Consider the following 24,434-nt stretch of genomic DNA (forward strand, 5'->3'; position numbering starts at 1 on the left):
GGAGAGGCGGCGTAAGAGTGAGGACAAGGGGGATTCTGCTTGTAGGAAACATGGGCGCAGAACGTGACAATTTGCGCAAATGGTTTGAATGTTCCTATCAAATGTTGGAAGCCCAGAGCCAGGAACAAATATTGCAAGACTTGGAAACCGGCCATAACCGGATTGCCGCCATACTTTTGGGTATGGAGGACCCACAGTTGAACGGATTTGAAGTCCTAGAGCTTCTATCCGAATTGCATTGGACGGATCGGATTCCTGTTGTCACAATTGTTTCCCGCCATTCGAAAAAAGTAGATGAAGTTATCTTACGTGGGTATGGTTTGGGAATGGCAGACGTCATTTGTATGCCATGCCCTGCTGAGGTTGCCCAGAGGCGCATACAGAATATGATGGAACTCTATGCGCACCGCCTCTATTTGGATAAAATAGCCACCTATCAGACACGGGAATTGCGCCAGCAAGAGTGTAAACTACGCCGTACCTATACCTTCATCATCGATGCGCTCAGCACAGCGGTGGAATTCCGGAACGGCGAATCTGGGCAGCACATCCGCCGGATCCGTGGGATTACAGAGGTGCTTTTGCGCCATCTGGCGGTGACCCACCGGGAACTGGGGCTGGGTGAAGAACAGGTGGAAACGATCATTTATGCCGCTGCAATGCACGATATTGGGAAGATTGCGATCCCAGATTCTGTGCTGCTCAAACCTGGGAAATTGACGGAGTATGAATATGCCATTATGAAAAGGCACACGCTCTATGGGTGTGAGCTTTTGCAGAGTTTTGTCTATGAGCAGGACGACGCGCTGGCTACCTGCTGTTATGAAATCTGCCGTTCCCATCACGAACGTTGGGATGGGTGTGGCTATCCAGATGGCCTTGTGGGAAACCAGATCCCTTTGGCGGCGCAGGTAGTTTCCCTGGCCGATGTATATGATGCCCTGGTGAGCAGACGGATCTATAAGCCCCCTTATTCACATAGCCAAGCGGTACAAATGATCCAGGATGGGGAATGTGGCGCATTCAACCCGATGCTTTTGAAGTGCTTTATGGAAGTAGAAAAACAGCTATGTGAACAGTTTGCCTTCCATGCAGCGGAGTGCTCGGATGGCAGCCTTCCTGCATATAGAGGTGCGTATATGGAAATACAGGATAAGCACATTTATCAGGGAGGACCAAGCGGAGAAAACCGATCCCCGGAGGAGATGGCTACATACAACCTATTGGATCAACTGGGGATTTCTTATGAACGCCTGGATCACAGCCCGGCAGCTACCATTGCAGATTGTGAAGAGGTCAAAGACCTTTTAGGGGTGGAAATTTGTAAAAACCTGTTTCTCTGCAACCGTCAAAAGACCCATTTCTATTTGTTGGTCATGCCAGGGAATAAGGCTTTCCATACAAAGGAGCTATCTTCCCAGATTGGAAGTGCGCGCTTATCCTTTGCGGGGCCAGAGGCGCTGGAGGAGATGTTGGGGGTGACGCCGGGCTCGGTAAGTATCCTTGCGTTGATGAACGACCCAGAGCATCAAGTGCAGCTCTTGGTGGACCGGGATGTAGCAGAGGAACCTTTGTTCGGATGCCATCCGTGCCGCAATACGTCGAGCTTGAAAATCCGCACAAAGGACATCTTTGAGGTATTTCTTCCATATACGGGGCATTCACCGACGTTGGTAACGCTTTCGAATGAGTGATTGATTTTCAAATGTAGGACGGGAATTCCCGTCCTTTTTCTTTATAGACACATAAAAAGAGATTGAAGCATAGGATACCAACAGACAACCGAATGGAAGGTGGACAATGCGATGGTGACCATCAGTCTGTGTATGATTGTGCGCAATGAGGAGGCCGTTTTGGAGAGATGCCTGCATTCTGTTTGCAATGCCGTGGATGAAATCATCCTGGTGGACACCGGTTCAGAGGACCGTACCAAGGAAATCGCCCGGTCCTATACGGACCGGATCTATGACTTCGCCTGGTCGGATGATTTTGCTGCGGCGCGGAATTTTTCCTTTTCCAAAGCGACGATGGACTACTGCATGTGGATGGATGCGGATGATGTCCTATTGGAAGCGGATACGAAGGCCCTTCTGGAATTGAAGGAGACATTGGACCCATCGGTGCAGGTGGTTATGCTGCCCTATCACATCGCGTTTGATGCACAAGGAAAACCGACGTTTTCTTACTATCGGGAGCGTTTGATCCGGAATGGCCAGGGGATGCGATGGGAGGGGGCAGTCCATGAGGTCATCACGCCGGTCCAACCGATTGCATATGGGAAGGCCGCCGTCACCCATCAGAAGATCGGTCCTGGGGACCCGGACCGCAACCTCCGGATCTACGAAAAGCAGCTTGCGTTGGGAAAAATACTTTCGCCGCGGGAGCAGTTCTATTATGGAAGGGAACTGTATGCCCATGGAAAATTTCAAGAGGCGGCAGAGATATTCCAGAACTTTTTGGATGGCGGGCGGGGATGGATAGAAAATTCTATTGATGCATGCCGGCAGTTGGCATACTGCCAATATGCGCTCGGCAATGAAAAAGACGCTTTGCGTTCCCTGCTGCGCAGCCTGGAGCTGGATGCACCCAGGGCGGAGGTATGCTGTGATATTGGCAAGCATTTTTTGGACCGGGGGCAATACCAGCAGGCGATCTTTTGGTACGAGACTGCGGCGGGCAGGACGCGGGACGATCAATCGGGGGCGTTTGTCCAGCCGGATTGCTATGATTATATCCCGTATTTGCAGCTATGTGTCTGCTACGACCGGCTGGGGGAATTCGATATAGCCAACCAATACAATGACATGGCATGGCGTTGTAAGCCCGAATCAGAGGCTTGCAGAAACAATCATATTTATTTTATAAAAATACGATAAGAATAGATATCAATCTGTATATTTATTAGCTAGTCTATAAAGTTTCTTGCCCTGTTTTATATGTAAAGATCTGCCTGACGAATGCAGTCAAATATTGCATTTGTCAGGCAGATACATTTTTTGAAAAAAGGAAAAAAGAAAAACAATTATTTTTTTGCACAAATAGCGAATTTTTTTATAGGATTGTGGTTTCAGCCTTGTAGTTCCTTTTGAAAAATGATACTATATACAATATCTTAGGGCGTCTATTGTAAATCATTATGCATATCCGCAGAATCTTGACCCAGAGGTCTTTTTTAAGGGATATGACACGGACGCTCTTTTTGGATTTTTATGAAGGAGGAGATGTTTTAAAAAAATTTTGGAAGCGAAGATATGAAGAAGAGAAACCGTTTGAAAAGGAGGTTTGTTCACAAGTGAAACAGAGAAGAAGGCTTCTTGCATTGCTTCTGGCAAGCACGATTGCCATGGGGAGTTTCACCGGCGCGCTGGCCCTCACCGATGAGGACGTGAAGGACAGCACGGCCGCGCAGAGCAATGTGGCGGAGGACGCCACAGAAATGGACCGGCAGATTTTATTCAACGATGACTGGAAATTCTATCTCGGGGATGCTTCGGGCGCACAGGAGAAGAATTTCAACGATTCCAGTTGGCGCGATGTCACCCTACCGCACGACTGGAGCATCGAGCTTGACTTTACCAATGGTGCAACCACTTCCGAGATCGGCCACCTGGCAGGTGGTATCGGATGGTACCGCAAGACGTTCACCCTCCCGCCGGAGATGGCGGACAAGCGGATTACCGTCGACTTCGGCGGTGTCTATATGGACAGTTATACCTATGTGAATGGGGAATTGGTTTCCCGCCATCCGTACGGCTATACGCCGTTCTCCTATGACATCACGGACCTGGTAGTCTGCGACGGCGAGACGGAGAACGTAATCGCGGTACGGGCGGAAAACCGGATCGATAGCATGCAAGGCACGACCAGCCGTTGGTATTCCGGCAGCGGCATTTACCGTGACGTCCACCTGACGGTCACGGAACCGGTGCATGTAGCGCGCTATGGCACGAAGATCACCACGCCGGACCTGCAGGAGGAATACACCTCCGGCCAGGATGTTACCGTGAATGTGGCAACCCAGGTGCAGAACGATTCGGAGGATGAAGCGACGGTCACCGTCCGGACCTCCATGGTGGGCTATGAAGACGAGAGCGTCCTCATTGACCCGGTGGAATCGGAGCCCGTTGCTGTAGCAGCCGGCGAAACTGAGACGGTGGAGCAGGTGCTCTCCGCGGTAGAACCGGCCCTATGGTCCGTGGACGACCCGAACCTCTACAACTTGGTGACAGAGATTCTGGTGGACGGCGTTGTTACCGACCGTTATGAGAGCCGCTTTGGATTCCGTTGGACGGAGTTTACCGTCAACGACGGCTTCCTCCTCAACGGCGAGTGGATGAAGCTCAACGGCATGTGTATGCACCACGACCAGGGCGCTTTGGGCTCGGTGTCGAATTACCGTGCCGTCCAGAGACAGATGGAAATCCTCAAGGGGATGGGCGTCAATGCTATCCGCGTCACCCACAACCCGGCGTCCAACGAGTTGTTGCAGGTTTGCGACGAGCTGGGCCTGATGGTCATTGAGGAAGCGTTTGACTCGTGGTTCCTTGGAAAGAAAAATTACGACTATGGCGTCCGCTTCTTTGAAATGGAAGCGACGGACCCGACGGCAACCCCCGGCCAGACCTGGGCGGAATTTGACCTGAAGACCATGGTCAACCGCGGAAAGAACTTCCCCTCCATCATCATGTGGTCCCTCGGCAATGAAATTTATGCCACGGACAATGCGAGAGGCCCCGAGACCGCGCAGAAACTATATGATTGGGCAAAGGAGATCGACGATACCCGCCCCTGCACAATGGGCGAGGACAAGTTCCGCGAAAGAAGCGCGACGGATACCACCTCTACATACATCCAAGTAGCGGACAAGATGGACGTCGTCGGTATGAACTATATCGACCGCTATCCGTATAAATACGATACCCTCCGCGCGACGCATCCGGATTGGATTATCTATGGTTCGGAGAACTCATCTGCAACCAAGAGCCGCGGCGTTTATGCGCACCCAGATAGCGAGGGTACCGGAGACTCCGGCAGCCACCCGGATTACCAGCAGTCCTCCTATGACAACGACCACGTGGGCTGGGGCAGCACCGCGACGCAGAGCTGGACCGCAAACCGCGACCGGAAATTTGTCTTGGGAGAATTTGTCTGGACCGGCTTCGACTACATCGGCGAGCCGACCCCGTGGAACCAGAATGCATACGCGCCGCCGAAGAATTCTTACTTTGGCGTTGTGGATACTGCGGGCTTCGTAAAGGACGACTATTATCTCTATGAGAGCCAGTGGACCTCCGTTGAGGAGAACCCCATGGTCCATATCATGCCGCACTGGAACTGGGACGACGCCTCCCTGCGCGCCCAGGTGACGGTGAACGGGCAAATCCCGGTCCGCATTTATTCCAATGCGCGCTCGGTCGAATTGTTCAAGGACGGCGAATCCCTTGGCAAGCAGACCTTTGCCACCATCACTCCGTATCAGGATGAAAAGGGCGAGGATGTCGTCTATCAGGTGAACCCGGACAATGAGAGCAAGCTCTATCTGGAATGGCGCATTCCGTACGAGCCCGGCACCCTGAAGGCTGTGGCATACGATGAAAACGATGAAATCGTGGCGGAAGACGTTGTGACGACCGCAGGCGACCCAGCGGCGATTTCGCTCTCCGCAGACCGCCAGGTCATCGAGTCCGACGGACGCGACCTCTCTTACATCACGGTGGACGTCCTAGACGCAGACGGAAACTTTGTGCCCACGGCGGACAACCAGATGTATTTCAACATCACCGGCGACGGCAAGATCGTCGGCGTGGACAACGGCAACTCCCCGAGCTGGGAGCGCTATAAGGACTACGACGGCGTGTGGAAGCGCAAGGCTTTCAGCGGCAAGGCGTTGGTGATTGTCCAGTCCACCAAGGAAAACGGTTCCTTCACTTTGACGGCGACAGGCGACGGCCTTGCCAGCGACTCGATCACCTGCTATACAACGGAGAATGCGGGCGAGGGCAAGGATATCCTGGGTTATGACAATCCTGGAACCGTTGTGACCAATGTCAACGAGCGGCCGGATCTGCCGGAGACTGTTATGGCAATCTATAGCGACGGCAGCAAGGAAGAGGTCCCGGTTGTATGGGATGAGATTCCGGAAGAGCAGCTGGCACAGCCCGGCACCATCACGGTCCGCGGCGATGTGGACGGCGCAACGGTCGAGATCACGGTCATTGTGAAGAGCGTCCTCGGCGTGCGCGATACCCGCATGGTCACCCGCACCGGCACGGTTCCCACGCTTCCGGAGACGGTCAAGGTCGTGTACAGCGACGGCACCGAACAGAGCATGGCGGTTGCCTGGGAGACCATTACCGAAGAGGAAGTTGCCCAGGAGGGGACCATCACCAAGCTCGGCACCGTGGAGGGCATCCCGGAGGATATGAAGGCGACTGCGTATATCCGCGTAGGGGAACAGTCGGTCCCAGGCGCGAATGTGGCCGTCCGTGCAGCAGGAGAGACGTATCCGAAGGCAAATGCTTCCTATAACGTTGGAACCGGGCATAATATGTCCGACAGCATCAACGATGGAACCATCGCCTTTAGTCCCTCTTGGAACAACTGGCAGAATGGCGGCGTCGGCCTGGAGGATTCCTGGGTAAGCGTCGAATTTGAGGAAGCGTACACAATCAGCAAGGTTGGCGTGCATTTCTTCACAGACGGACAGACCAAGGAGCCGAGAGAGCTGATCGTCCAATACAGCAACGACGGCGCCGATTGGACCAATGTAGAAAATCAGAGCAAAACCTCTGGGTTTAATGTTGCACAGGGAGATGTGAACACCGAATATTCGATCACATTTGACGCAGTGAATGCGAAGTTTATCCGCCTGTCCATGAAGGGGCAAGTGCGCGATGCAAGCACCTTCAAGCCGGTGGGTATTTCGGAGCTGAAAGTGTACTCGGATATTACAACCGCGCCGGTGCCGAGCAGTGATGCTACATTGACGGCATTGCAGCTGAACGGCGAGGATTTGGAAGGGTTTGCACCGACCACCTATTCGTATACATATGTGCTCGGCTACAACGATTCGATCCCGGAGATCACGGCAGTTCCCGCAGCAAATGCATCTGCGTTTGTTGTCCCGCCGCTGACCAACGACGGTTCCGCGAGCATCATTGTTTCCGCGGAAGATGGAACAACCAACCGCTACACCATCCAGTTCCAGCGCAGCGACGCGACGTTGGAGAGCGTGGTACTCTCTGCGGATAAGACGGATCTGGTGGAAAACGAGTTGGTTCCGTTCACCTTGACCGCCACCATGGAAGATGGCACGACCCTGTCCAGCGGCAGCTATACGGTGGAATACACCGTCACGGCGACCGACGCGGAACAAAAGGGTTGGGTGAAATTCAATAACAACGGACAGATCGAAGCGCATACGGCAGGCGCCGTGGAAGCTGTGGCAGAGGTCACTTACCGCGGTAAGACGGTCGCTTCCGAGCCGTTGGCCCTGACGATTGCAGCGGCAACCGAGCCGATTGTCGTACAGTTCTATGATGCTGTTTCGGTTACGACCAAGTTGAACACCGCCCCGGTTTTGCCGGAGAAGGTTACCGCTTACGTGGCGAACAGCTTTGCACGGGAGCTTTCCGTGCAATGGGATGCGATTGATCCCAGCCAGTACGCAGCGTATGGCCAATTTACGGTGGAGGGCACCGTCGAAGGACAGGAGCTCAAACCGACGGCCACCGTCCTTGTAAAAGACGCGATTGCGGCACAGCAGGTTTCCGCAGCTACGCCGTATGGCAATACCCCGTCGCTGCCGGAAATTGTTACGGTTTACAACAGCGATGGAACGACGAACACGGAAGTCCCGGTCACCTGGGAGCCGATGTCCGCAGACGACTTTAAGGTCGAGGAAGGAACCGTCGTGCTGGTCAACGGCGTGGCGGAATTGGACGGAACGGAATTGCCGGTTATTGCGAGCGTCCGTGTGACGAGCCAGGATGTGGTCGTCAGCAAGAACTATGCAGAGCTTCAGAACGGCTACGAGCTTCCGTTTGCCATCGCTTCTTATACCAACGACGTCCCCGAATCGACGGACCGTGTGGATAAGCTGAACGATGGAAAGATCTCCTTTGCAACTTCGGATGCAGAGGGCAAGAATATCTGGTGCGACTGGCAGCGCAATGCTGGCGGTACGGAAAACTGGGTTGCTGTTATCATCGGCAACAGCGGCGCCGTTGTGAACCGCTTTGTGGATACCCTGAAGGTTGGCTTCTATGACGAAGGTTCTTCCGGCGGCACGCAGAAGCCTTCCGATTACCGAGTGGAATACTATACCGGCCCGATCGACTTTACCCTGCCGGATGGCCCCACAACCGCACTGGGCCCGAACAACCCGCGCGGCCATGTCCGCGACATGGCGGACAGCCCGCTGAACGACGACAGCAATTGGCAGGAAGTATCCTATGTGGGCGGCAAGCCCGCGGTAAAGACCGGTGAGATGATGGAAATCACCTTCGACCCGGTGGAGACCTGCATGCTGCGTGTGTACATGACCCCGACAGGGACTGCCTGCCTGGGTGTGACGGAATTGCAGTACTTCGGCAAGGATGCCGTCGCGAAGTCGGACTTTGCCGTCAATGCCATCAAGATCGACGGCGAACCGCTCGCAGACTTTGATGCGTCCAAGATGGAGTACACCGTAGAGCTCACCTCCGCGGCGGTTCCGGCCGTAACAGCAGAGGCGACCAACAATGCATCCGTTACGATTGTCCCGGCCGTCAGTGCAAACGGCACAGCGAAAGTGATTATCGCGCCGGAGGATGGCAGTGTTGCAAATACAAAGACCTATACCATCCAGTTCCACAGCGAATCTACGGCGGACACCTATCCTGTAGTGACAGAGCCGGTGGAAGGCGCAACCGTTACGACCGACCTCCAGCAGGCGCAGGAAGGCCAGACCGTTACGGTAAACATTGCGGACATCGCTGCGGATAAGCAGTTCCACTCCATTACGGTTGTGGATGCAGACAATAACCCTGTTGATACAACCGAAGTGGTGGCTGGCGAACAGTATACCTTCACCATGCCGGCTTCCGCTGTCACCGTCAAGGTGGTTTTGGAGGATAACGACCCGAATCAGGAACATCTCTTGACCGTTTCTTACTCCGGTAAGGATGTCTCCCTGTGGGTGGACGGCGTCCAGCAGAGCTTTGCAGACAAGATCAACCAGTACCGTGTCAACCTGAAGAAGGGCGAAATCATTGCCCTGACCTTTAAGCCGCGCAACGAAGGCAGAGAGTTCCGCGCGATCCTCTGCAATGATGTAGCACAGGAAGTGACCAACACAACCGAGTATCTGTATACCGGCACCATGGACGGTATGGATCAGGCGTTGAGCTTCACGTTTGATATCGTCTATAAGGAGCTTCTGAAGCAAACCATCGATGCGGCCCAGCAGGAAGTGGACGCGGGCAATACGCAGGGCCTGATCCCGGCGGTTCAGGAGGCGTTTGATACGCGCTTCCAGCGTGCAAAAGAGGTTTATGCAGATCAAGAGGCAACCCAGGCGCAGATCGATGCGGCCCATATGGACCTCATGATGGTTCTGCACTTCCTGGACTTCAAGTCTGGCGATAAGACCTATTTGAAGGACTTGATCGACACAGCGGAAGCGCTCGATCTGGACCTGTTTGTAGAGGCAGGAAAGGCCGAATTGGAGGCAGCTCTTGCAAACGCGAAGGGCGTCTATGCGGACGAAAGCGCTTTGCAGCCGGAGGTCGACGAGGCGGCGGAAACGCTCCTCGAAGCGATGCTTGCCCTCGACCGCAAGGCGGACTTGTCGGTATTGAATACCGTCATTGCGAAGGCCGAAGAAATCCTGTTGGTCTTGGACGAGGATTACATCCCCGATGAAGAGGCGAACGAGGCATTTAAGCGTTCCCTTGCCACTGCGAAGTCCCTCACGGAAGAGAGCGGACAGAGAGTGGTTGACGAAGCGGCTGTCGATCTTTCCAATAAGATGGCGGCGCTCCGGCTGAAGGCAGATAAGTCCCTGCTGGAAGAGCTCTTAAAGGAAATGCAGGACGTTGACCCGTCCGATTATACCGCAGAGAGCTATACGCCGTTCGCTGCGGTGATCAAGAGAGCGGAAATCATGTACAACAATCCGATGCTGAGTGTGGACGACGAGCCGGAGATTCAGAGCACGGTGAATGAAGCAAGAGCTCTGTTTGCCAAGCTTGTACAGAAGAATTCCGGCAGCAGCTCCGGTGGAAGCCATTCGGACAGCTCCAATAAGCCTTCCGGAAGCGGCACAACGGTTGCTGTGACTTCGCCGGTCATCACGGCGGCACAGAATGTCCAGACGCAGATCTATGTTGTCTCGGATACGACATTGCCGTTTGCGATCAAGAGAGGCAGCGCCTATTGCTTCAAGATGACTGTAGTTGGCAGCACGACAGCTGTTCCCAGCTTTACCGTTGGCAATGGCGATGTGCTCAAGACGCAGTACGTTGCAAAGGTTGGCAACGACTATTACTTCCGCGTGTGGGCTATTGGCACGCCGGGCAGCAGCACAGGCGTCTATACGACCCTGCCAGGACAGAACCCGCAGCTGCACTGTGTTGTGACTGTCAAATAAGAATCGGTTTTTTGCTCCCAATGGGTTTGTAACATCCAATCGGGCAGCGGCGCCCCTGGCCAGAAGGAACTGGCCAGGGGCGCTTTTTCTTGAAAATTTGTGAACTACCCAGCAATCTCCATTTGGGCAGAGTGTTAGGGGGATACCCCAAAACGATTGTGAAAACCAGAATGGAATCAAAAGGCGCAAAACGTGGGGAAGATTCGGCCTGTTTTTGTGGCTGTCAACAAGCTTGCCGCGCGTCTATTGACAAATCGGCATTGTATGGTAGAATAATACTTAAAATTTTTTAATTATATGGGATGGATGCTTGGCTACAAAAGGCTGTGGAGGAAGAATGGAATTGGACTTTTGTGCCGGAAATCCATAAGGAGAATCGCCATGTTGGAGCAAACCTTTCGTGAAATCTATACGAAGTTTAAGCTGAATTTTTATAAAAATATTTTCCACACGATGGATCAATCCAACAATCGGCTGAGTGCTACGGAGGCCTTTTCTGTAGAGGTGATCTATGCAATGAAAGGGCCAACGATCCGGGAGTTTGCCGATTTTGTCAATATTTCGCAGCCGAACGCCACGTATAAGATCAATTCCCTTGTGAGGAAAGGCTATATCAACAAGGTCAATTCCGCGTCGGATAAGCGCGAATACCATCTGGAGGTCACGCAGAAGTTCTTGGACTATTACCGTATAAACGATAGTTATATCCATGAAGTGATGGAAAACATCCGAAAACGTTTTGCCCCGGAAGATGTGAAGCGGCTGGAAGAAATTCTGCGAGTAATTGCGGACGAATTGATGTGACGGGCGGCCATTGGTGGATTCATAACTCCCATGCAAACCGGCCCCGGATGCATATTTTTAGATGTGCTTCAAAAGGAAAAATCTATGATGAGAAAATCCTGTTTCAAACATGGTCTTTGAAACAGGATTTTCTATGGGGAAAAATTGTAAGCCATTTGGAACGCCTCTGCCGCAGGAGACGCCGGGAGAGGCGTTTCAAATGGAAGAGGTCTCGTCCAGCTGGCAAAAAAATATAAAATTTGTAAATTTAGTTGAAAAATTGTGCAAAATATGTCATAATGGAGTCCCGTTGAACTGTAATGGCGGAATGACAAATAAATAGGAAATGAGGAGGAGCTTTTGTGGAAAAAAGTAGGAGTAGTTTTTCTGGAAGGATTGGCTTTGTGCTCGCAGCTGCGGGTTCTGCCGTTGGCTTAGGGAATATTTGGCGGTTTCCATATTTAGCGGCAAAATATGGCGGAGGTATTTTTCTCCTGGTTTATGTGATTTTGGCGATTACATTTGGTTTTTCCCTGATGATCGCAGAAATAGCACTTGGGCGGAAAACGGGGCTGAGTGCAGTTGGAGCATATCGAGCGTTAAATAAAAAATATTCCTTTATAGGGACGTTAACGTCCGTTGTGCCGATGATTATTTTGCCCTATTATTGCGTGATTGGCGGTTGGGTCGTGAAGTATTTTGCCGCTTTTCTGAGTGGCCAGGGAAATGCGGCGGCAGGCGAAACCTATTTTGCCAATTTTACGGCTCAAACGGCACAGCCGATCGTTTGGTTCTGTGTTTATGCCATCGCAACAGCAGTCGTCGTGTTGCTTGGAGTGGAGAAAGGCGTGGAAAAGGTCAGTAAGATTCTGATGCCCTTCCTGGTCGTTTTATCCATTGCCGTTGCCGCGTATACAGTTTGCATGCCCGGCGCTATAGAGGGCGTAAAATATTATCTATTCCCGGATTTTAGCAAATTTTCTACTACAACGGTGCTGGCAGCTTTGGGACAACTGTTTTATTCGATGTCCTTAGCAATGGGAATTATGATTACTTATGGCTCCTATATGAAAAAGGATGCGGATATGGAAAAATCTGTGGGACAGATTGAGATCTTTGACACGGGAATTGCTTTTTTGGCGGGCCTAATGATTGTCCCTGCGGTCTTTGTCTTCTCCGGTGGGGACCAAGCGCAGTTAAGCGCCGGCCCAAGCTTGATGTTTATCACACTTCCGAAAGTATTCGCCAGCATGCCGTTGGGCGGATTGATCGGCAGCGCTTTTTTCCTGCTGGTCCTATTTGCAGCACTGACCTCTTCAATTTCCCTGATGGAGACGGTTGTCTCCATTTTGCAGGATAAATTCCAATGGAGCCGCCGTATGGCATGTATGATCGTGATCATTGGAATGCTGCTTATTGGAATTCCGACGTCGCTCGGCTTTGGCATTTGGGACTTTATTCAGCCTTTGGGAATGTCCATTTTGGATTTCTTTGACTTTATCAGCAATAGCGTTCTAATGCCCATCGTGGCTTTCCTGACCTGCATCTTTATTGGGTTTGTTGTGAAGCCCGATCTTGTAGTGGAGGAAGTAAGGCTATCTTCCAAATTTAAGAGGGAAAAACTGTTCCGAGTGATGATTAAGTATGTCGCGCCAATTTTTATTGTTGCAATTCTGGTCAGTTCCGTGCTGAATTCGCTGGGGATTATAACCATCTGATTGAAAGAAAAAGGGACGCCGCCCGGAGTCTATCCGGGCGGCGTCCTTCTGTGTAAAAGGCCTGTGTTTGTATTCAGGAATGCGCAGGCAGGGAAGAAGCTACGTTTATGCTTCCAGACCTTCAAACTGCATGTTGTAATATTTTGCATAGATCCCATTTTTTGCGAGAAGCGTTTTGTGATCCCCGCGCTCCTGAATCCCATCGTCGTCCAGGACGAGGATTTCATCCGCGTTTCGGATCGTGGAAAGACGGTGGGCAATGACAATGGTGGTGCGGTTTTTGGCGAGCCGTTCCAGGCTTTGTTGGATATGCTGTTCACTTTCATTGTCCAAGGCGGAAGTTGCCTCATCGAGGATCAAAATTTTGGGGTTCTTTAAGAATACCCGTGCGATGGATAAGCGCTGTTTTTGGCCGCCGGAAAGCCGTGTCCCGCGTTCCCCAACGTCGGTGTCGTACCCATCCGGAAGGCTGACAATAAAATCATGGATATTGGCATTTTTGGCAGCTTCGATGATTTCCTCCATGGTTGCATCCGGCTTCCCATAGGCGATGTTCTCCCGGATGGTGCCGCCGAACATATAGACGTCCTGTTGGACAATCCCAATCGCGCTGCGCAGGCTTTTGAGGGTTAAACTGCGCACATCTTTTCCGTCTACGGACACAGAGCCCTCCGTTACATCATAAAACCTGGGAAGCAGGGAACAAAGGGTGGTCTTCCCGCCGCCGGACGGCCCGACCAACGCGATGGTTTTTCCCGCCTCGATATGGATCTGGATGTTTTGCAGCACATTGCTGGAATCGTCATAGCTGAACGAAACATTCTGATAGTCGATCGTTCCCTGCACATCGGTAAGCTCCTGTGCATTGGGGGCATCCACAATTTCCGGCTGTGTTTCCACCACCTCTAAAAAGCGCTTGAAACCGGAATAGCCCTTTTGGAACATCTCCGTGAACTCAATGAGCACATCGATGGGGTTGATAAAAATGTTGATGTAGAGCGCATAAACGGCCAGGTCCGTCAAGAGGATATCGCCGCGGGCGACAAAGTAGCCGCCGGACACAAGCACGGTGGTAAATAGAATCCCCTGGAAGAAATTATTCCCCGCGTGATAACTGCCCATGCGCCGGTAATTCCGCTCCTTGGAGTCGAGGAATTCAAGGTTGCTCTTTTCGAATTTTTTCTGTTCCAATTCCTCGTTGGCAAAGGACTTTACCACGCGGATGCCAGCCAGGCTGTCCTGGACCCGTGAGTTGACGCCGGCGATTTTCCGGCGATTGTCCATAAAGACCGCGCGCATCTTTTTGTTTTGGTCGATGCAAAAGAGCAGCATGATGAGCGTAACCGCGGCCAGAATCAGCGTCATCGGCACGTTGATCCAGAGCAGGAGCGCAAAGGAGCCGAGAATCTTTAACAGCGAGATGAAAATATTCTCCGGGCCATGGTGTGCCAGCTCCGAGATGTCAAACAGATCCGAGACCAATTTGCTCATCATTTCGCCGGTATTGTTGCGGTCGTAGTATGAAAAGGAAAGGCGTTGGAAATGATCGAACAGGTCCTGGCGCATATCGCTCTCCATGCGCGCGCCCATGACGTGGCCCTGATAGGTGATATAATACCGGCCCAGGAAGCGGAGAAAATACATCACCAACAGCCCAATCGCCATCCAGGGGAGAATCCGATAGATTGCCTGCGCGCCGTGCGCAAAGAGATCCTTGGTGGCCCAGTTTAGAATTTGGGGGAATGCCAGGTCAACTGCGCTGACCAGCAGTGCGCAAAACATGTCCATCCAGAAGACGGATTGATACGGCTTATAGTATTTGACAAATTTTTTGAAAACGTGCATAGTACCTCCTCAATGCAAATGAAAACGATCAGAGGGAAAACTCCCGCACAGCTTCCCTCAAAAGGGAAACATATCCCAAATCTGTTCCAGATTCAGGATATGTTTCCCTTTACAATCGATCAAATAGTTTTTTCGTCCCTTAAACTTTTTCCGGTTCAGGATAGGACTCTCCAAAGGTTTCCACTGTAATGGATTTGATGGTCTGCTCTTCATAAGGCCGGTCGCTGTAATCCCGGCTGACGTTTACAATGCGGTCGGCTTCCTCCATGCCGGAAATCACCTTGCCAAAGGCGGCATACTGCCCGTCCAGGTGTGGGGCGTCTTCCACCATGATAAAAAACTGGGAACCGGCGGAGTTGGGATTCATGGCGCGCGCCATGGAAAGGACGCCGCGCGTATGCTTAAGGTTGTTTGGGAAACCGTTTCCGGAGAACTCTCCTTTGATGCTGTAGCCGGGCCCGCCCATTCCGGTGCCCTGCGGGTCGCCACCCTGGATCATAAAACCGGGGATGACCCGATGGAAGATGGTGCCGTTGTAAAAACCCTTCCCAGCGAGGGAGACGAAATTGTTCACCGTATTTGGAGCAATTTCCGGATACAACTCGGCTTTGATAACCCCTTCATTGGTTTCAATTGTGATAATGGGATGCTGCATAGTGCTCTCTCCTTCCATTGACCATTTGCACGATTCTTTATACCATATAGAGAGGCCGGATGGCCTCCCGTTTGAACAGAAAACGCCTTGCGGTTTCTGTTATGGTTTCATGTTCCCCTAGGCGTTGGAAGGCGGCGAACTTTCTGTGATGCCGGATTTCATTTGCGCCAGGAGATACCGTGAAGATATTATAACGTGCTTTTCCGGAATCATCAAGGCGGCGCCACTATTTTTCGATATAGAAAAGGATTTTCTTTTTTCGAGCCCCTATGCTATAATGGAAAAAGCTTTTGGAAAGCTATGACTTGGAAACAGGACCGATTAGGGATTGTCTACCAAGGAGAAAGAGGCTTTCCTTTTTAGGAAGACCGTATCAAACCCAGAGGTTTTCAATTTGCTGGAGAATGGTAAAAAATCGTTTTTCCGCGTTAATAGCGTTAATAGATACCTCTAACGCGGACGGATCATAGGAATCGAAATGCTATCAATGAAAGGGAAGATGTATGTTGAAATTGATCTCCTGGAATGTCAATGGCCTGCGGGCTTGTCTAAATAAAGGGTTTTTGGATTACTTCCACGCGGCAGACGCAGACGTCTTTTGCCTCCAAGAGACGAAAATGCAGCCGGACCAGGCGCAAATCGACCTGCCAGGCTACCAACAGTACTGGAATTCTGCGTTAAAGAAAGGGTACTCTGGCACGGCAGTCTTTACCCGGCTGGAACCGCTTTCGGTACAATATGGGATCGGTGCGGAGGAGCACGAAGGGGAAGGGCGCGCAATCACCCTCGAATTCCCCGATTTTTATCTTGTGACCGTGTACACGCCCAATGCACAGCGCGAATTGGCGCGCATTGATTACCGCATGGAATGGGAGGACGCCTTCCGCGCCTATGTGAAAGGGTTGGATGAGAAGAAGCCGGTGGTGATCTGCGGGGATATGAACGTAGCGCATCAGGAGATCGACCTGAAGAATCCAAAGACCAACCGGGGGAACGCAGGATTTTCCGACCAGGAGCGCGGTAAGATGACCGAACTTTTGGACAGCGGCTTTATAGATACCTTCCGGTGGCTACACCCTGATCTCACGGGAGCTTATACGTGGTGGAGTTACATGTTTCACGCGAGGGAAAAGAACGCCGGTTGGCGCATTGACTATTTCTTGGTTTCGGAACGGCTGCGTGACCGGGTACAGGCCAGCGAGATCCATGCCGAGGTGATGGGAAGCGACCATTGCCCCGTGGAACTCCTTCTGCAAGATGCATCCGGTGGGAAAAGGCTCTCTGTATAACAAGTTCATGGCAGATCGGTAGAAAAATAGCCGGGGGCCCTTTATTTTAGGACCGTCCCGGCTGTTTCATCGATGAACAGCGGCTGACGCCGGATGGATTTATTCGGCGTTGCCATCTTCTTTTTTCTTTTTTGCCGCATCGAGTTCACTTAGAATTCGTTCCACGGTGGTGCGGCGTGCATCCGCCTCAATGGAAAGTTCAATTGCCAGGCGGGAAAGACCCGCTTCCCCTTCTGGTAAAGCGGACTCTACGCGCTTGCAGACATCCTGCAACGCGGTACTCTGTGCAGAGCAGAACCGCTCATACATATTGGCGCTGCTGTTGTCCTCCAATAGCCCTTTTAGAAGCATATCAATGTCGGGGATGGCAAGCACCGGTTTTAGCATGCAGATGACCGTCAGCATGGCCAAATGTTCGCGTGAATATTTCTTCTGTTCCGGGCGTGGAAGCACGCCGTCCTTGACGTAATTATTGATCATGCTGGAGGTTAGCAGGTTGGTATCCTCCGTGCGTGCCAATGGCTCCAATTGCTTATTCATATAGGTCAGGACCTGATCCATATACAGATAGATTTCCGGAAGGCGGTCCCACTCTACCGGACGGTATTGTTGAATTTGTTTGATCCATTCTTGGACTCGGGCGGCAGCTTCGCTCATAGAAACTCCTTTCTAAAAAATGTTTGTAACGGAATGCGGGTCCTTTAGGACCTTCCCGAATGGGCAAGCATCCCATATACAAACAATTATGTGGATTCGTTCTTTTTTTGATTTAGGTAACGGCTGGGGGGAACCCCCATGTGCCGTTTGAAAACACGCGAAAAATACAGCTGATCGGAAAAACCAGTGGAATAGGCGACCTCTCCTACGGAAAGATTCCCCGCCTTGAGAAGCGCAGCCGCCTTGTTGATTCGGTAGCGCATTAAATACTCGTTCGGCGGCATGGAGACATGCTGCATGAAAATGCGGTATAGGTGGCTGCGGCTAATACCAGCGCTCTCTGCAACGTCCTCGATGTCGATGTCTCTCGAATAGTTGTAGTCGATAAATTTGATGGCCTTTTGTACGTACTCGTACCCTGTTGTCCGCTGCGTAGAGGCGTTCCCTAAATGATCGATTAACTCTGCCATGAAAAGGTAGAGCCCTCCCAGCATGCGGGCTTCGGCAGCAGGGGTGGAACCGGATACATTGCAAATATCGGTTAACAGGCCCTCTAGCTTGCCATCATGTTCATAATGAAAGACAGGATTTTCTTCGTTTAACCCCGTTTGATCCACCAGCTGTTTGGCATCGCTGCCATTGAATCCCACCCAGCAATATTCCCATGGTTCTTCCGTATCCGCAGCATAGGAAGCAACACAGGACGGCACGACTAGGAAGCCGTCTCCTACGGAAAGATTGTATTCATTTCCCTTAACAGAAAAAATACCGCGCCCCGAAACGATATAATGAATCAAATAGTGGTCGCGGATCGCAGGTCCCCAGCTGTGGCCCGCAGCGCAGCGCTGCACACCGCAACTGTACACCGCAAGCCCCAAATTGTTGTGGTGGGGCACCTTAAAGGAACGCCGGAATTCTTCGTTCGTCATGCCAATCCCTCCAATGAAACGCGGGTGTTGGGTATTTCTATTATAATTCCTCGGGCGCTTTTGTGCAATGACTCTGTGGCAATTATCGAAAAAGAAAACTTAAATTATACCAAAAATTCATTGAAATTGGTCTTGTTATCGGTTATAATATGAATTGTTATTTATGAATTTTTTAATACATAGTAAATATATTGTTTAAAATTGAGATATGCCAGATGTAAAGCACTTAAAGGGTGGTTTGTTTTTCGATCCACCTTATTGTATATTATCTTTAGGAAGAATGGGGAAATTCAAATGGATCCACAAAATGAAGCATTGCTCTCATTAACAATACTGTTGACCGGCCTTGTGGTGGTATTTGCCGTATTGATCTTTTTGATCTTGATTATCAATGTCTATGGCAATATCATTTACAAGGTAACGCAAAAGCGGCACAAAGGAAAAGACAAAACAGAAGATGTTCGTGCGCCTGTTTCTGCACCGGAACCTGCTCCCATTGAGGTAGAGGAGGGAATCCCCGGCGAGGTGGTTGCGGCCATTTCTGCAGCGGTCTATATGACATGCGGCGATTCCGCTCCCGTGATCCGTTCCGTTAAGCGTGCTGCCACAAATCCGCGTTCCCTTTGGGGGGAAGCGGGCAGGCTGGAAAATACACGCCCCTTCTAAAACAACGATTGATTATGTAAGGAATGTTTTTGTAACGGACAGGCCATTCAGCCTGACACAATTTGAAAAAGAAAGGGCTGACATTTTCAGTGCAAATTATCAATGAATTTGTAAATTCCATTTTGGATATTTTGAGAAGTTCCGGTTTTATGACCAACGATTGGCGCAACTATATCATGATCGGAATTGCCTGTATCTTGATCTACTTGGCAATTAAGAAGGAATTTGAGCCGCTTCTGCTTTTGCCAATTGCGTTCGGTATGATGATGGTAAACCTGTATCCAGCGATTATGGCCGAACCGACAGCCACGGCAAACGGAGGCTTATTCTACTACTTATATCAGGGCGTAAAACTTGGTATTTATCCGCCTTTGATTTTCCTGGGGATTGGCGCCATGACAGATTTCGGCCCCCTGATCGCCAACCCGAAGAGCTTTTTGCTTGGAGCTGCCGCGCAGTTGGGTATCTTCCTGACCTTTATCGGCGCGATCTTTATTGGGAATCTTGGTATCCCGAATTTGTCCTTTACGGCACAAGAAGCTGGTTCGATTGCGATTATCGGCGGCGCAGACGGCCCGACGGCAATCTTTGTGACATCCAAATTGGCCCCGCAGCTCTTGGGGCCGATCGCTGTAGCGGCGTATTCCTACATGGCCTTGGTCCCGATTATCCAACCCCCGATTATGAAGGCGTTGACGACCAAGAAAGAGCGTGCGGTGGTTATGGAACAGCTCCGCCCGGTTTCGAAGCTGGAAAAGATTTTGTTCCCGATCATCGTCACCATCCTGATTTCCCTCCTGCTGCCCGATGCGGCAACGCTGGTTGGCATGCTGATGCTGGGCAATTTGATGCGCGAGAGTGGCGTTGTTTCCCGTATTGCTAACACTGCGCAGAATGAATTGATGAATATTATCACGATTTTCTTGGGCGTGACGGTTGGTGCAACGGCGAGCGGTGAAGTTTTCCTGAGCCCGCAAACCATTGGCATTATTATCCTGGGCCTGTTGGCGTTCTGCTTCGGCACAGCCGGCGGCGTGTTGTTCGGCAAGCTGATGTTTATCGCCACAAAGGGTAAGGTAAACCCGTTGATTGGTTCCGCAGGCGTTTCGGCGGTGCCGATGGCGGCGCGTGTCAGCCAAAAGGTCGGCCAGGAGGAAAATCCGGGCAATTTCCTGCTGATGCATGCAATGGGGCCGAACGTTTCCGGCGTAATCGGTTCGGCGGTTGCGGCAGGCGTGTTGATCAGCATTCTCGGTTGATCGAATTTGAAAACGAAATAGGTGTTGAACGAATTGTACCCGCACACTCTTAAAGCGTGCGGGTATTTCATTGAGGGGCACAGTTGTGCTCTGTCTAGGACGTTAGGAGTAAAGATCATGAAGGAACAGACAGCAAATGCAATTTTACAGTGGAAGAAAGCGGTCATGGAGCGGGAGTTTTCCCGGATGAACGGTAGGCAAAAAGAGGCGGTGTTCCATACGGACGGCCCCTTGTTGATCCTGGCTGGTGCGGGAAGCGGAAAGACAACGGTTTTGGTCAACCGCATTGCCAATTTGATCCGCTGGGGCGGGGCATATCACAGTACAGCGCTGCCTCCGGAACTTTCGCAGGAGGATTTGGATCTGCTGCAAGCGGCAGCGGAAGAGGGACGGGCTCTGCCCGATGCGATCCGCGAGCGTTTGGCCGTGGAACCCTGCCGCCCTTGGCAGATTTTGGCCATCACTTTTACCAATAAAGCGGCCGGGGAATTGAAAAACCGCTTGGAGACGATGTTGGGACCGGCCGGGGGCGACATCTGGGCCTCTACCTTCCACTCGACCTGCGCCCGGATGCTGCGCCGGGATGGGGAGCGGCTCGGCTATACCAGCCACTTTACGATTTACGACACCGATGATTCCCGCCGCTTAATCAAGGATTGCCAAAAGGCGCTCAACATCGACGATAAGGTTTTGTCCTATAAATCCATCCTTGCGGCGATCTCCCGCGCGAAGGACAATTTAATTTCCCCAAAGGAATACGAACAGCAGGCGGGCAGGGACAACCGGCTGATCCTGCTGGCGCAGGCGTACAAGCTGTACCAGCAGCGCCTCAAAGAGGCAGACGCCATGGATTTTGACGACCTGATCTGCAATGCCGTGCGGCTATTTGAGGAATGCCCGGATGTATTGGAACATTACCAGGACAAGTTCCGCTATGTGATGGTGGATGAGTACCAGGATACCAACCATGCACAGTATATGTTTGTGAAGCTGTTGGCGCAAAAGCGGCAGAACCTCTGCGTGGTGGGCGACGATGACCAAAGCATCTATAAATTCCGCGGGGCGACGATTGAAAACATCATGAGCTTTGAAAAAAGCTTCCCGCGCGCGGCGGTGATCCGTCTCGAACAGAACTACCGCTCCACGCAGAATATTCTGGACGCGGCAAACGCGGTGATCTCCAACAATACAGAGCGCAAGGGGAAGACCCTCTGGACGGAGAACCCTGCGGGCGCAAAGATCGCGGTACACACGGGATACAACGAACAGGATGAGTCGGATTATATTGCCAAGAAGGTTTTGGAGGAGGTAGCCGCCGGCCGGAAATATTCCGATTTTGCCGTGCTCTACCGCATGAATTCGCAGTCGAACATTTTGGAAAAGATGTTCGTGAAGTCCGGCGTGCCGTATCGGATTATCGGCGGCTTGCGCTTCTATGAGCGCAAGGAGATCCGCGACATGATCGCCTACTTGAGCGTCATCAACAACCCCACAGATGAAATGCGCTTGCGCCGGATTATCAACCAGCCGAAGCGCTCCATCGGGGACAAGACCATTGCACAGGCTTCCGAGATTGCGGCTACCCTGGGCGAATCGCTGTTTGATGTGATTTGCCACGCGGATTCCTACGAACCGCTCAAACGTACGGCGCCGAAGCTGCTCCAATTTGCAGAGCTGATGCAGTCGCTCATCGAGGCCTCCAACGACCCGGATGTCAGCCTGAACGATCTATACCATCTCATCTTGGATCGGACGAATTACATCGAAGCGCTGAAGGCCGCCGAAAACGACGACGCGCAGGACCGCATCGACAACATCAACGAATTGTCTTCCAATATCATCAAGTATGAGGAGGACAACGGGGACGAGGCAAGCCTCTCCGGGTTCCTCGAGGAGGTCTCCCTGATGACGGACATCGACAACTTTGATGAAACCGCGGATACGGTGGTTATGATGACCATGCATTCCGCGAAGGGCCTGGAATTCCCCGTAGTGTTCCTCCCGGGGTTTGAAGAGGGGATTTTCCCTGGGTTGCAGGCGATTTACAATCCGAATGAAATCGAGGAAGAGCGCCGCCTAGCATATGTGGCGATCACGCGCGCCAAAGAGGAGCTCTATATTCTCAACGCGGAAAGCCGCATGATCTTTGGCAGCACCTCCCGCAATAAGCCCTCCCGGTTCATTGCGGAGATCCCGGAGGAGCTGATCGAGCGTTCGCGGACGCGCGAATGGAAAAAGCCGAAGCCCGGGATGGTGCTCCCCACCTCTTCCTATGAAGCGCGGGTGGTGTCCGCCAATGCAGCGCGCCACTTTGGGCCTTCCAGCCTGGAACAGGGCCATGCGCCGTCAGAACCCCTGCGCGTGGGCGACCGTGTGTCGCACCGCACCTTTGGCGAGGGATGCATCCTCACCGCAACGCCGATGGGCAACGATACGCTGTTGGAGATCGCATTTGAACAGGTCGGCACAAAGAAATTAATGGCCAATTTTGCCCGGCTGACCAAATTGAGTGGAAACCAGTGAGCCCCTTTTATGATGCTTTGCACAGCGAAAAGAACGGGGAGGGGCTGCGGCTTCCCTCTCTTGACAAAGCGCTCCGGCGGCTTTGGGGGTTGGAACCCTACCTGCCGGATGATGTGCTTTCCATAAAAGAAACCCGCCGTTTGATGGGGTGGGCGTCAAAAACACGAGCCTGTGAGGTCTTTTCCCCACAGGCTCGTATTTTATGCTCCGACATACGGAGCGATGCAAACGTTTTAGTCGGAACAGCTGGGTTTGCGGTTGCGGCAGTCGCAGCCACACCCGGTTTCGCCCACCTTGGGCGGGAAGAATTCATCCGTCGGAAATTCAATGCGGCGGAACATATCGCACGGGTTGTCGCTGGTGGTGACGCACTCCTTTTCCGGGATGCAGAAGTCATAGGCCGGGATCAGCATCTGGACGTTGCGCACAATCTGCACAATGGTGAATACGCCGATGGTGACATAGACATTGCGGCAGGTGTTGGTTTCGAACTGGCCGCCAAAGCGCTGGCAGATGCTGTCCGGGATGCGGCAGCACGCGTCGCAGCAGCCCATCGGACGGTCACAAATGCGCGCAGAGAGGCCGATCGGCTCCGCAACCTGCACCGTGGCTTTGGGCAGGACCCGGCCGCTGGTGAGTTGGGCGTCCACCTCATCGCAATTCAAGTCGGAGCTGAACATCTTGACGTTGCCCTCGCTGCCGAACAGGATGACCTTCTTGTTAAAGACGGATACGCCGCTGACGATCACCGGGCCGCCGCTCGGCAGGGAATAGACGTCCAGGCAGACGTTGAAGAAGAAGGTCATGTCGATCGAATAGAACCCTTTGTTAAAGGGCACGGGCTCCAGGTCGAGATAGACCGTGATAACCTCCACATTGCGGATACGTACATTGGTTGCTTGTTCGATCAAGTCGTGCTTATCGGGCGTGAAGTAAACGCGAAGGTCCTCTAAGCAGTCTTTATCGCTGCAACTATCGTAGATGCGCATAGCGTCGATGCACACCGCTTCTTTGAAATTCCCGCCTGGTTCCTGCGGCGTGGAGTTGCAATTGTTCTCATCCATGGTAAAAATCCTCCTTACATCTGAAAAGTCGGGAAAAAGAACCCGGCGCGCGGCGTTTCAGACGCACGCACAACCTTGTTTCTCCCTAACAGTTTATGGCAGGCCGCTCTTTTTGCTACTGGAATATTTCAAAAGAAACAGAAGGCGGATGCGCAGGAAGGCAGGCGCCGCGCGGAGCCAAGCGCTATGGGCAAGCGGGTGTGCAGATGCGGGGGATGGAGGCGGCGGGCAAAATCAGGCGGGGCGGATATCAAGGAAAAGCCGTGCACAGAAAAAGAGCAGTCATTTTTGAATGACTGCTCTTTTTTTGTCCCCTGTCGGGGCGTTGATTGTGTTTCATGAACATTCCGAAAGCGATCGCAGGGATGTCCTTTCCGTCCCCTAGCGGGGCAGTAATTTTTTCATGGTGCAATGTC

14 protein-coding genes are annotated in these 24,434 nt (G+C 52.1%); 9 read left to right on the forward strand and 5 right to left on the reverse strand.

The window, feature by feature from the left end:
• Positions 1 to 17: 17 nt before the first annotated feature.
• The 5 genes from B5F54_RS02780 (at position 18) to B5F54_RS02800 (ending at position 13,131) form a co-directional block, all read left to right on the forward strand.
• Positions 18 to 1,694 (forward strand): HD domain-containing phosphohydrolase, encoded by a 1,677-nt coding sequence (locus tag B5F54_RS02780; RefSeq protein WP_140400316.1) that lies wholly within the window; start codon positions 18 to 20, stop codon positions 1,692 to 1,694.
• Positions 1,695 to 1,805: 111 nt separating this feature from the next.
• A complete protein-coding gene (locus tag B5F54_RS02785; protein WP_087230162.1) occupies positions 1,806 to 2,876 on the forward strand; it encodes a tetratricopeptide repeat-containing glycosyltransferase family 2 protein in 1,071 nt (356 codons plus the stop codon).
• A 416-nt stretch (positions 2,877 to 3,292) separates the two neighbouring features.
• Positions 3,293 to 10,630, forward strand: a complete 7,338-nt coding sequence (locus tag B5F54_RS02790) for an Ig-like domain-containing protein (protein ID WP_172749513.1) — start codon at positions 3,293 to 3,295, stop codon at positions 10,628 to 10,630.
• 381 nt (positions 10,631 to 11,011) lie between these two features.
• Entirely contained in the window at positions 11,012 to 11,434 is a 423-nt protein-coding gene (locus B5F54_RS02795; RefSeq protein WP_087230168.1) for a MarR family winged helix-turn-helix transcriptional regulator, read from the forward strand.
• A 341-nt stretch (positions 11,435 to 11,775) separates the two neighbouring features.
• Entirely contained in the window at positions 11,776 to 13,131 is a 1,356-nt protein-coding gene (locus B5F54_RS02800; protein ID WP_087230171.1) for a sodium-dependent transporter, read from the forward strand.
• Positions 13,132 to 13,236: 105 nt separating this feature from the next.
• Here the strand turns inward: B5F54_RS02800 and B5F54_RS02805 are convergent, their stop codons facing one another.
• Together B5F54_RS02805 and B5F54_RS02810 are read right to left on the reverse strand one after the other, a co-directional pair.
• Positions 13,237 to 14,976: an ABC transporter ATP-binding protein gene (locus tag B5F54_RS02805; RefSeq protein ID WP_087230174.1), complete on the reverse strand. Its 1,740-nt coding sequence runs from the start codon at positions 14,974 to 14,976 to the stop codon at positions 13,237 to 13,239.
• A gap of 139 nt (positions 14,977 to 15,115) precedes the next feature.
• Positions 15,116 to 15,631 (reverse strand): peptidylprolyl isomerase, encoded by a 516-nt coding sequence (locus B5F54_RS02810; protein WP_087230177.1) that lies wholly within the window; start codon positions 15,629 to 15,631, stop codon positions 15,116 to 15,118.
• Positions 15,632 to 16,137: 506 nt separating this feature from the next.
• Here B5F54_RS02810 and B5F54_RS02815 point away from each other — a divergent pair.
• Positions 16,138 to 16,920 (forward strand): exodeoxyribonuclease III, encoded by a 783-nt coding sequence (locus B5F54_RS02815; RefSeq protein WP_087230339.1) that lies wholly within the window; start codon positions 16,138 to 16,140, stop codon positions 16,918 to 16,920.
• A gap of 99 nt (positions 16,921 to 17,019) precedes the next feature.
• Here the strand turns inward: B5F54_RS02815 and B5F54_RS02820 are convergent, their stop codons facing one another.
• Together B5F54_RS02820 and B5F54_RS02825 are read right to left on the reverse strand one after the other, a co-directional pair.
• Positions 17,020 to 17,577: a DUF1836 domain-containing protein gene (locus tag B5F54_RS02820; RefSeq protein ID WP_087230180.1), complete on the reverse strand. Its 558-nt coding sequence runs from the start codon at positions 17,575 to 17,577 to the stop codon at positions 17,020 to 17,022.
• An 86-nt stretch (positions 17,578 to 17,663) separates the two neighbouring features.
• On the reverse strand, positions 17,664 to 18,506 hold the full coding sequence (locus B5F54_RS02825; RefSeq protein WP_087230183.1) for an AraC family transcriptional regulator: 843 nt from the start codon (positions 18,504 to 18,506) through the stop codon (positions 17,664 to 17,666).
• Positions 18,507 to 18,800: 294 nt separating this feature from the next.
• Here B5F54_RS02825 and B5F54_RS02830 point away from each other — a divergent pair, with 294 nt between their 5' ends.
• The 3 genes from B5F54_RS02830 to B5F54_RS02840 all read left to right on the forward strand — a co-directional run bounded on the left by B5F54_RS02830 (position 18,801) and on the right by B5F54_RS02840 (position 22,954).
• Positions 18,801 to 19,172, forward strand: a complete 372-nt coding sequence (locus B5F54_RS02830) for an OadG family protein (protein ID WP_087230186.1) — start codon at positions 18,801 to 18,803, stop codon at positions 19,170 to 19,172.
• Positions 19,173 to 19,261: 89 nt separating this feature from the next.
• Positions 19,262 to 20,431: a sodium ion-translocating decarboxylase subunit beta gene (locus B5F54_RS02835; protein ID WP_419761397.1), complete on the forward strand. Its 1,170-nt coding sequence runs from the start codon at positions 19,262 to 19,264 to the stop codon at positions 20,429 to 20,431.
• A gap of 117 nt (positions 20,432 to 20,548) precedes the next feature.
• Entirely contained in the window at positions 20,549 to 22,954 is a 2,406-nt protein-coding gene (locus B5F54_RS02840; protein WP_172749516.1) for an ATP-dependent helicase, read from the forward strand.
• Positions 22,955 to 23,187: 233 nt separating this feature from the next.
• Here B5F54_RS02840 and B5F54_RS02845 read toward each other — a convergent pair whose 3' ends face one another.
• The gene (locus B5F54_RS02845; protein WP_237966629.1) at positions 23,188 to 24,018 is read right to left on the reverse strand and encodes a hypothetical protein; all 831 of its coding nucleotides are present in this window, start codon (positions 24,016 to 24,018) and stop codon (positions 23,188 to 23,190) included.
• Between the last annotated feature and the right edge of the window lie 416 nt (positions 24,019 to 24,434).

This window comes from Anaeromassilibacillus sp. An250 (assembly GCF_002159845.1).
Taxonomy (GTDB): domain Bacteria; phylum Bacillota; class Clostridia; order Oscillospirales; family Acutalibacteraceae; genus Anaeromassilibacillus; species Anaeromassilibacillus stercoravium.

What these genes read in the sequence shown, in the direction of transcription:
- B5F54_RS02785 (WP_087230162.1), top strand. Translation starts at nt 1,806, where the DNA reads ATGGTGACCATCAGTCTGTGTATGATTGTGCGCAATGAGGAGGCCGTT.
- B5F54_RS02795 (WP_087230168.1), top strand. Translation starts at nt 11,012, where the DNA reads ATGTTGGAGCAAACCTTTCGTGAAATCTATACGAAGTTTAAGCTGAAT.
- B5F54_RS02805 (WP_087230174.1), bottom strand. Translation starts at nt 14,976, where the DNA reads ATGCACGTTTTCAAAAAATTTGTCAAATACTATAAGCCGTATCAATCC.
- B5F54_RS02810 (WP_087230177.1), bottom strand. Translation starts at nt 15,631, where the DNA reads ATGCAGCATCCCATTATCACAATTGAAACCAATGAAGGGGTTATCAAA.
- B5F54_RS02820 (WP_087230180.1), bottom strand. Translation starts at nt 17,577, where the DNA reads ATGAGCGAAGCTGCCGCCCGAGTCCAAGAATGGATCAAACAAATTCAA.
- B5F54_RS02825 (WP_087230183.1), bottom strand. Translation starts at nt 18,506, where the DNA reads ATGACGAACGAAGAATTCCGGCGTTCCTTTAAGGTGCCCCACCACAAC.
- B5F54_RS02830 (WP_087230186.1), top strand. Translation starts at nt 18,801, where the DNA reads ATGGATCCACAAAATGAAGCATTGCTCTCATTAACAATACTGTTGACC.
- B5F54_RS02840 (WP_172749516.1), top strand. Translation starts at nt 20,549, where the DNA reads ATGAAGGAACAGACAGCAAATGCAATTTTACAGTGGAAGAAAGCGGTC.
- B5F54_RS02845 (WP_237966629.1), bottom strand. Translation starts at nt 24,018, where the DNA reads ATGGATGAGAACAATTGCAACTCCACGCCGCAGGAACCAGGCGGGAAT.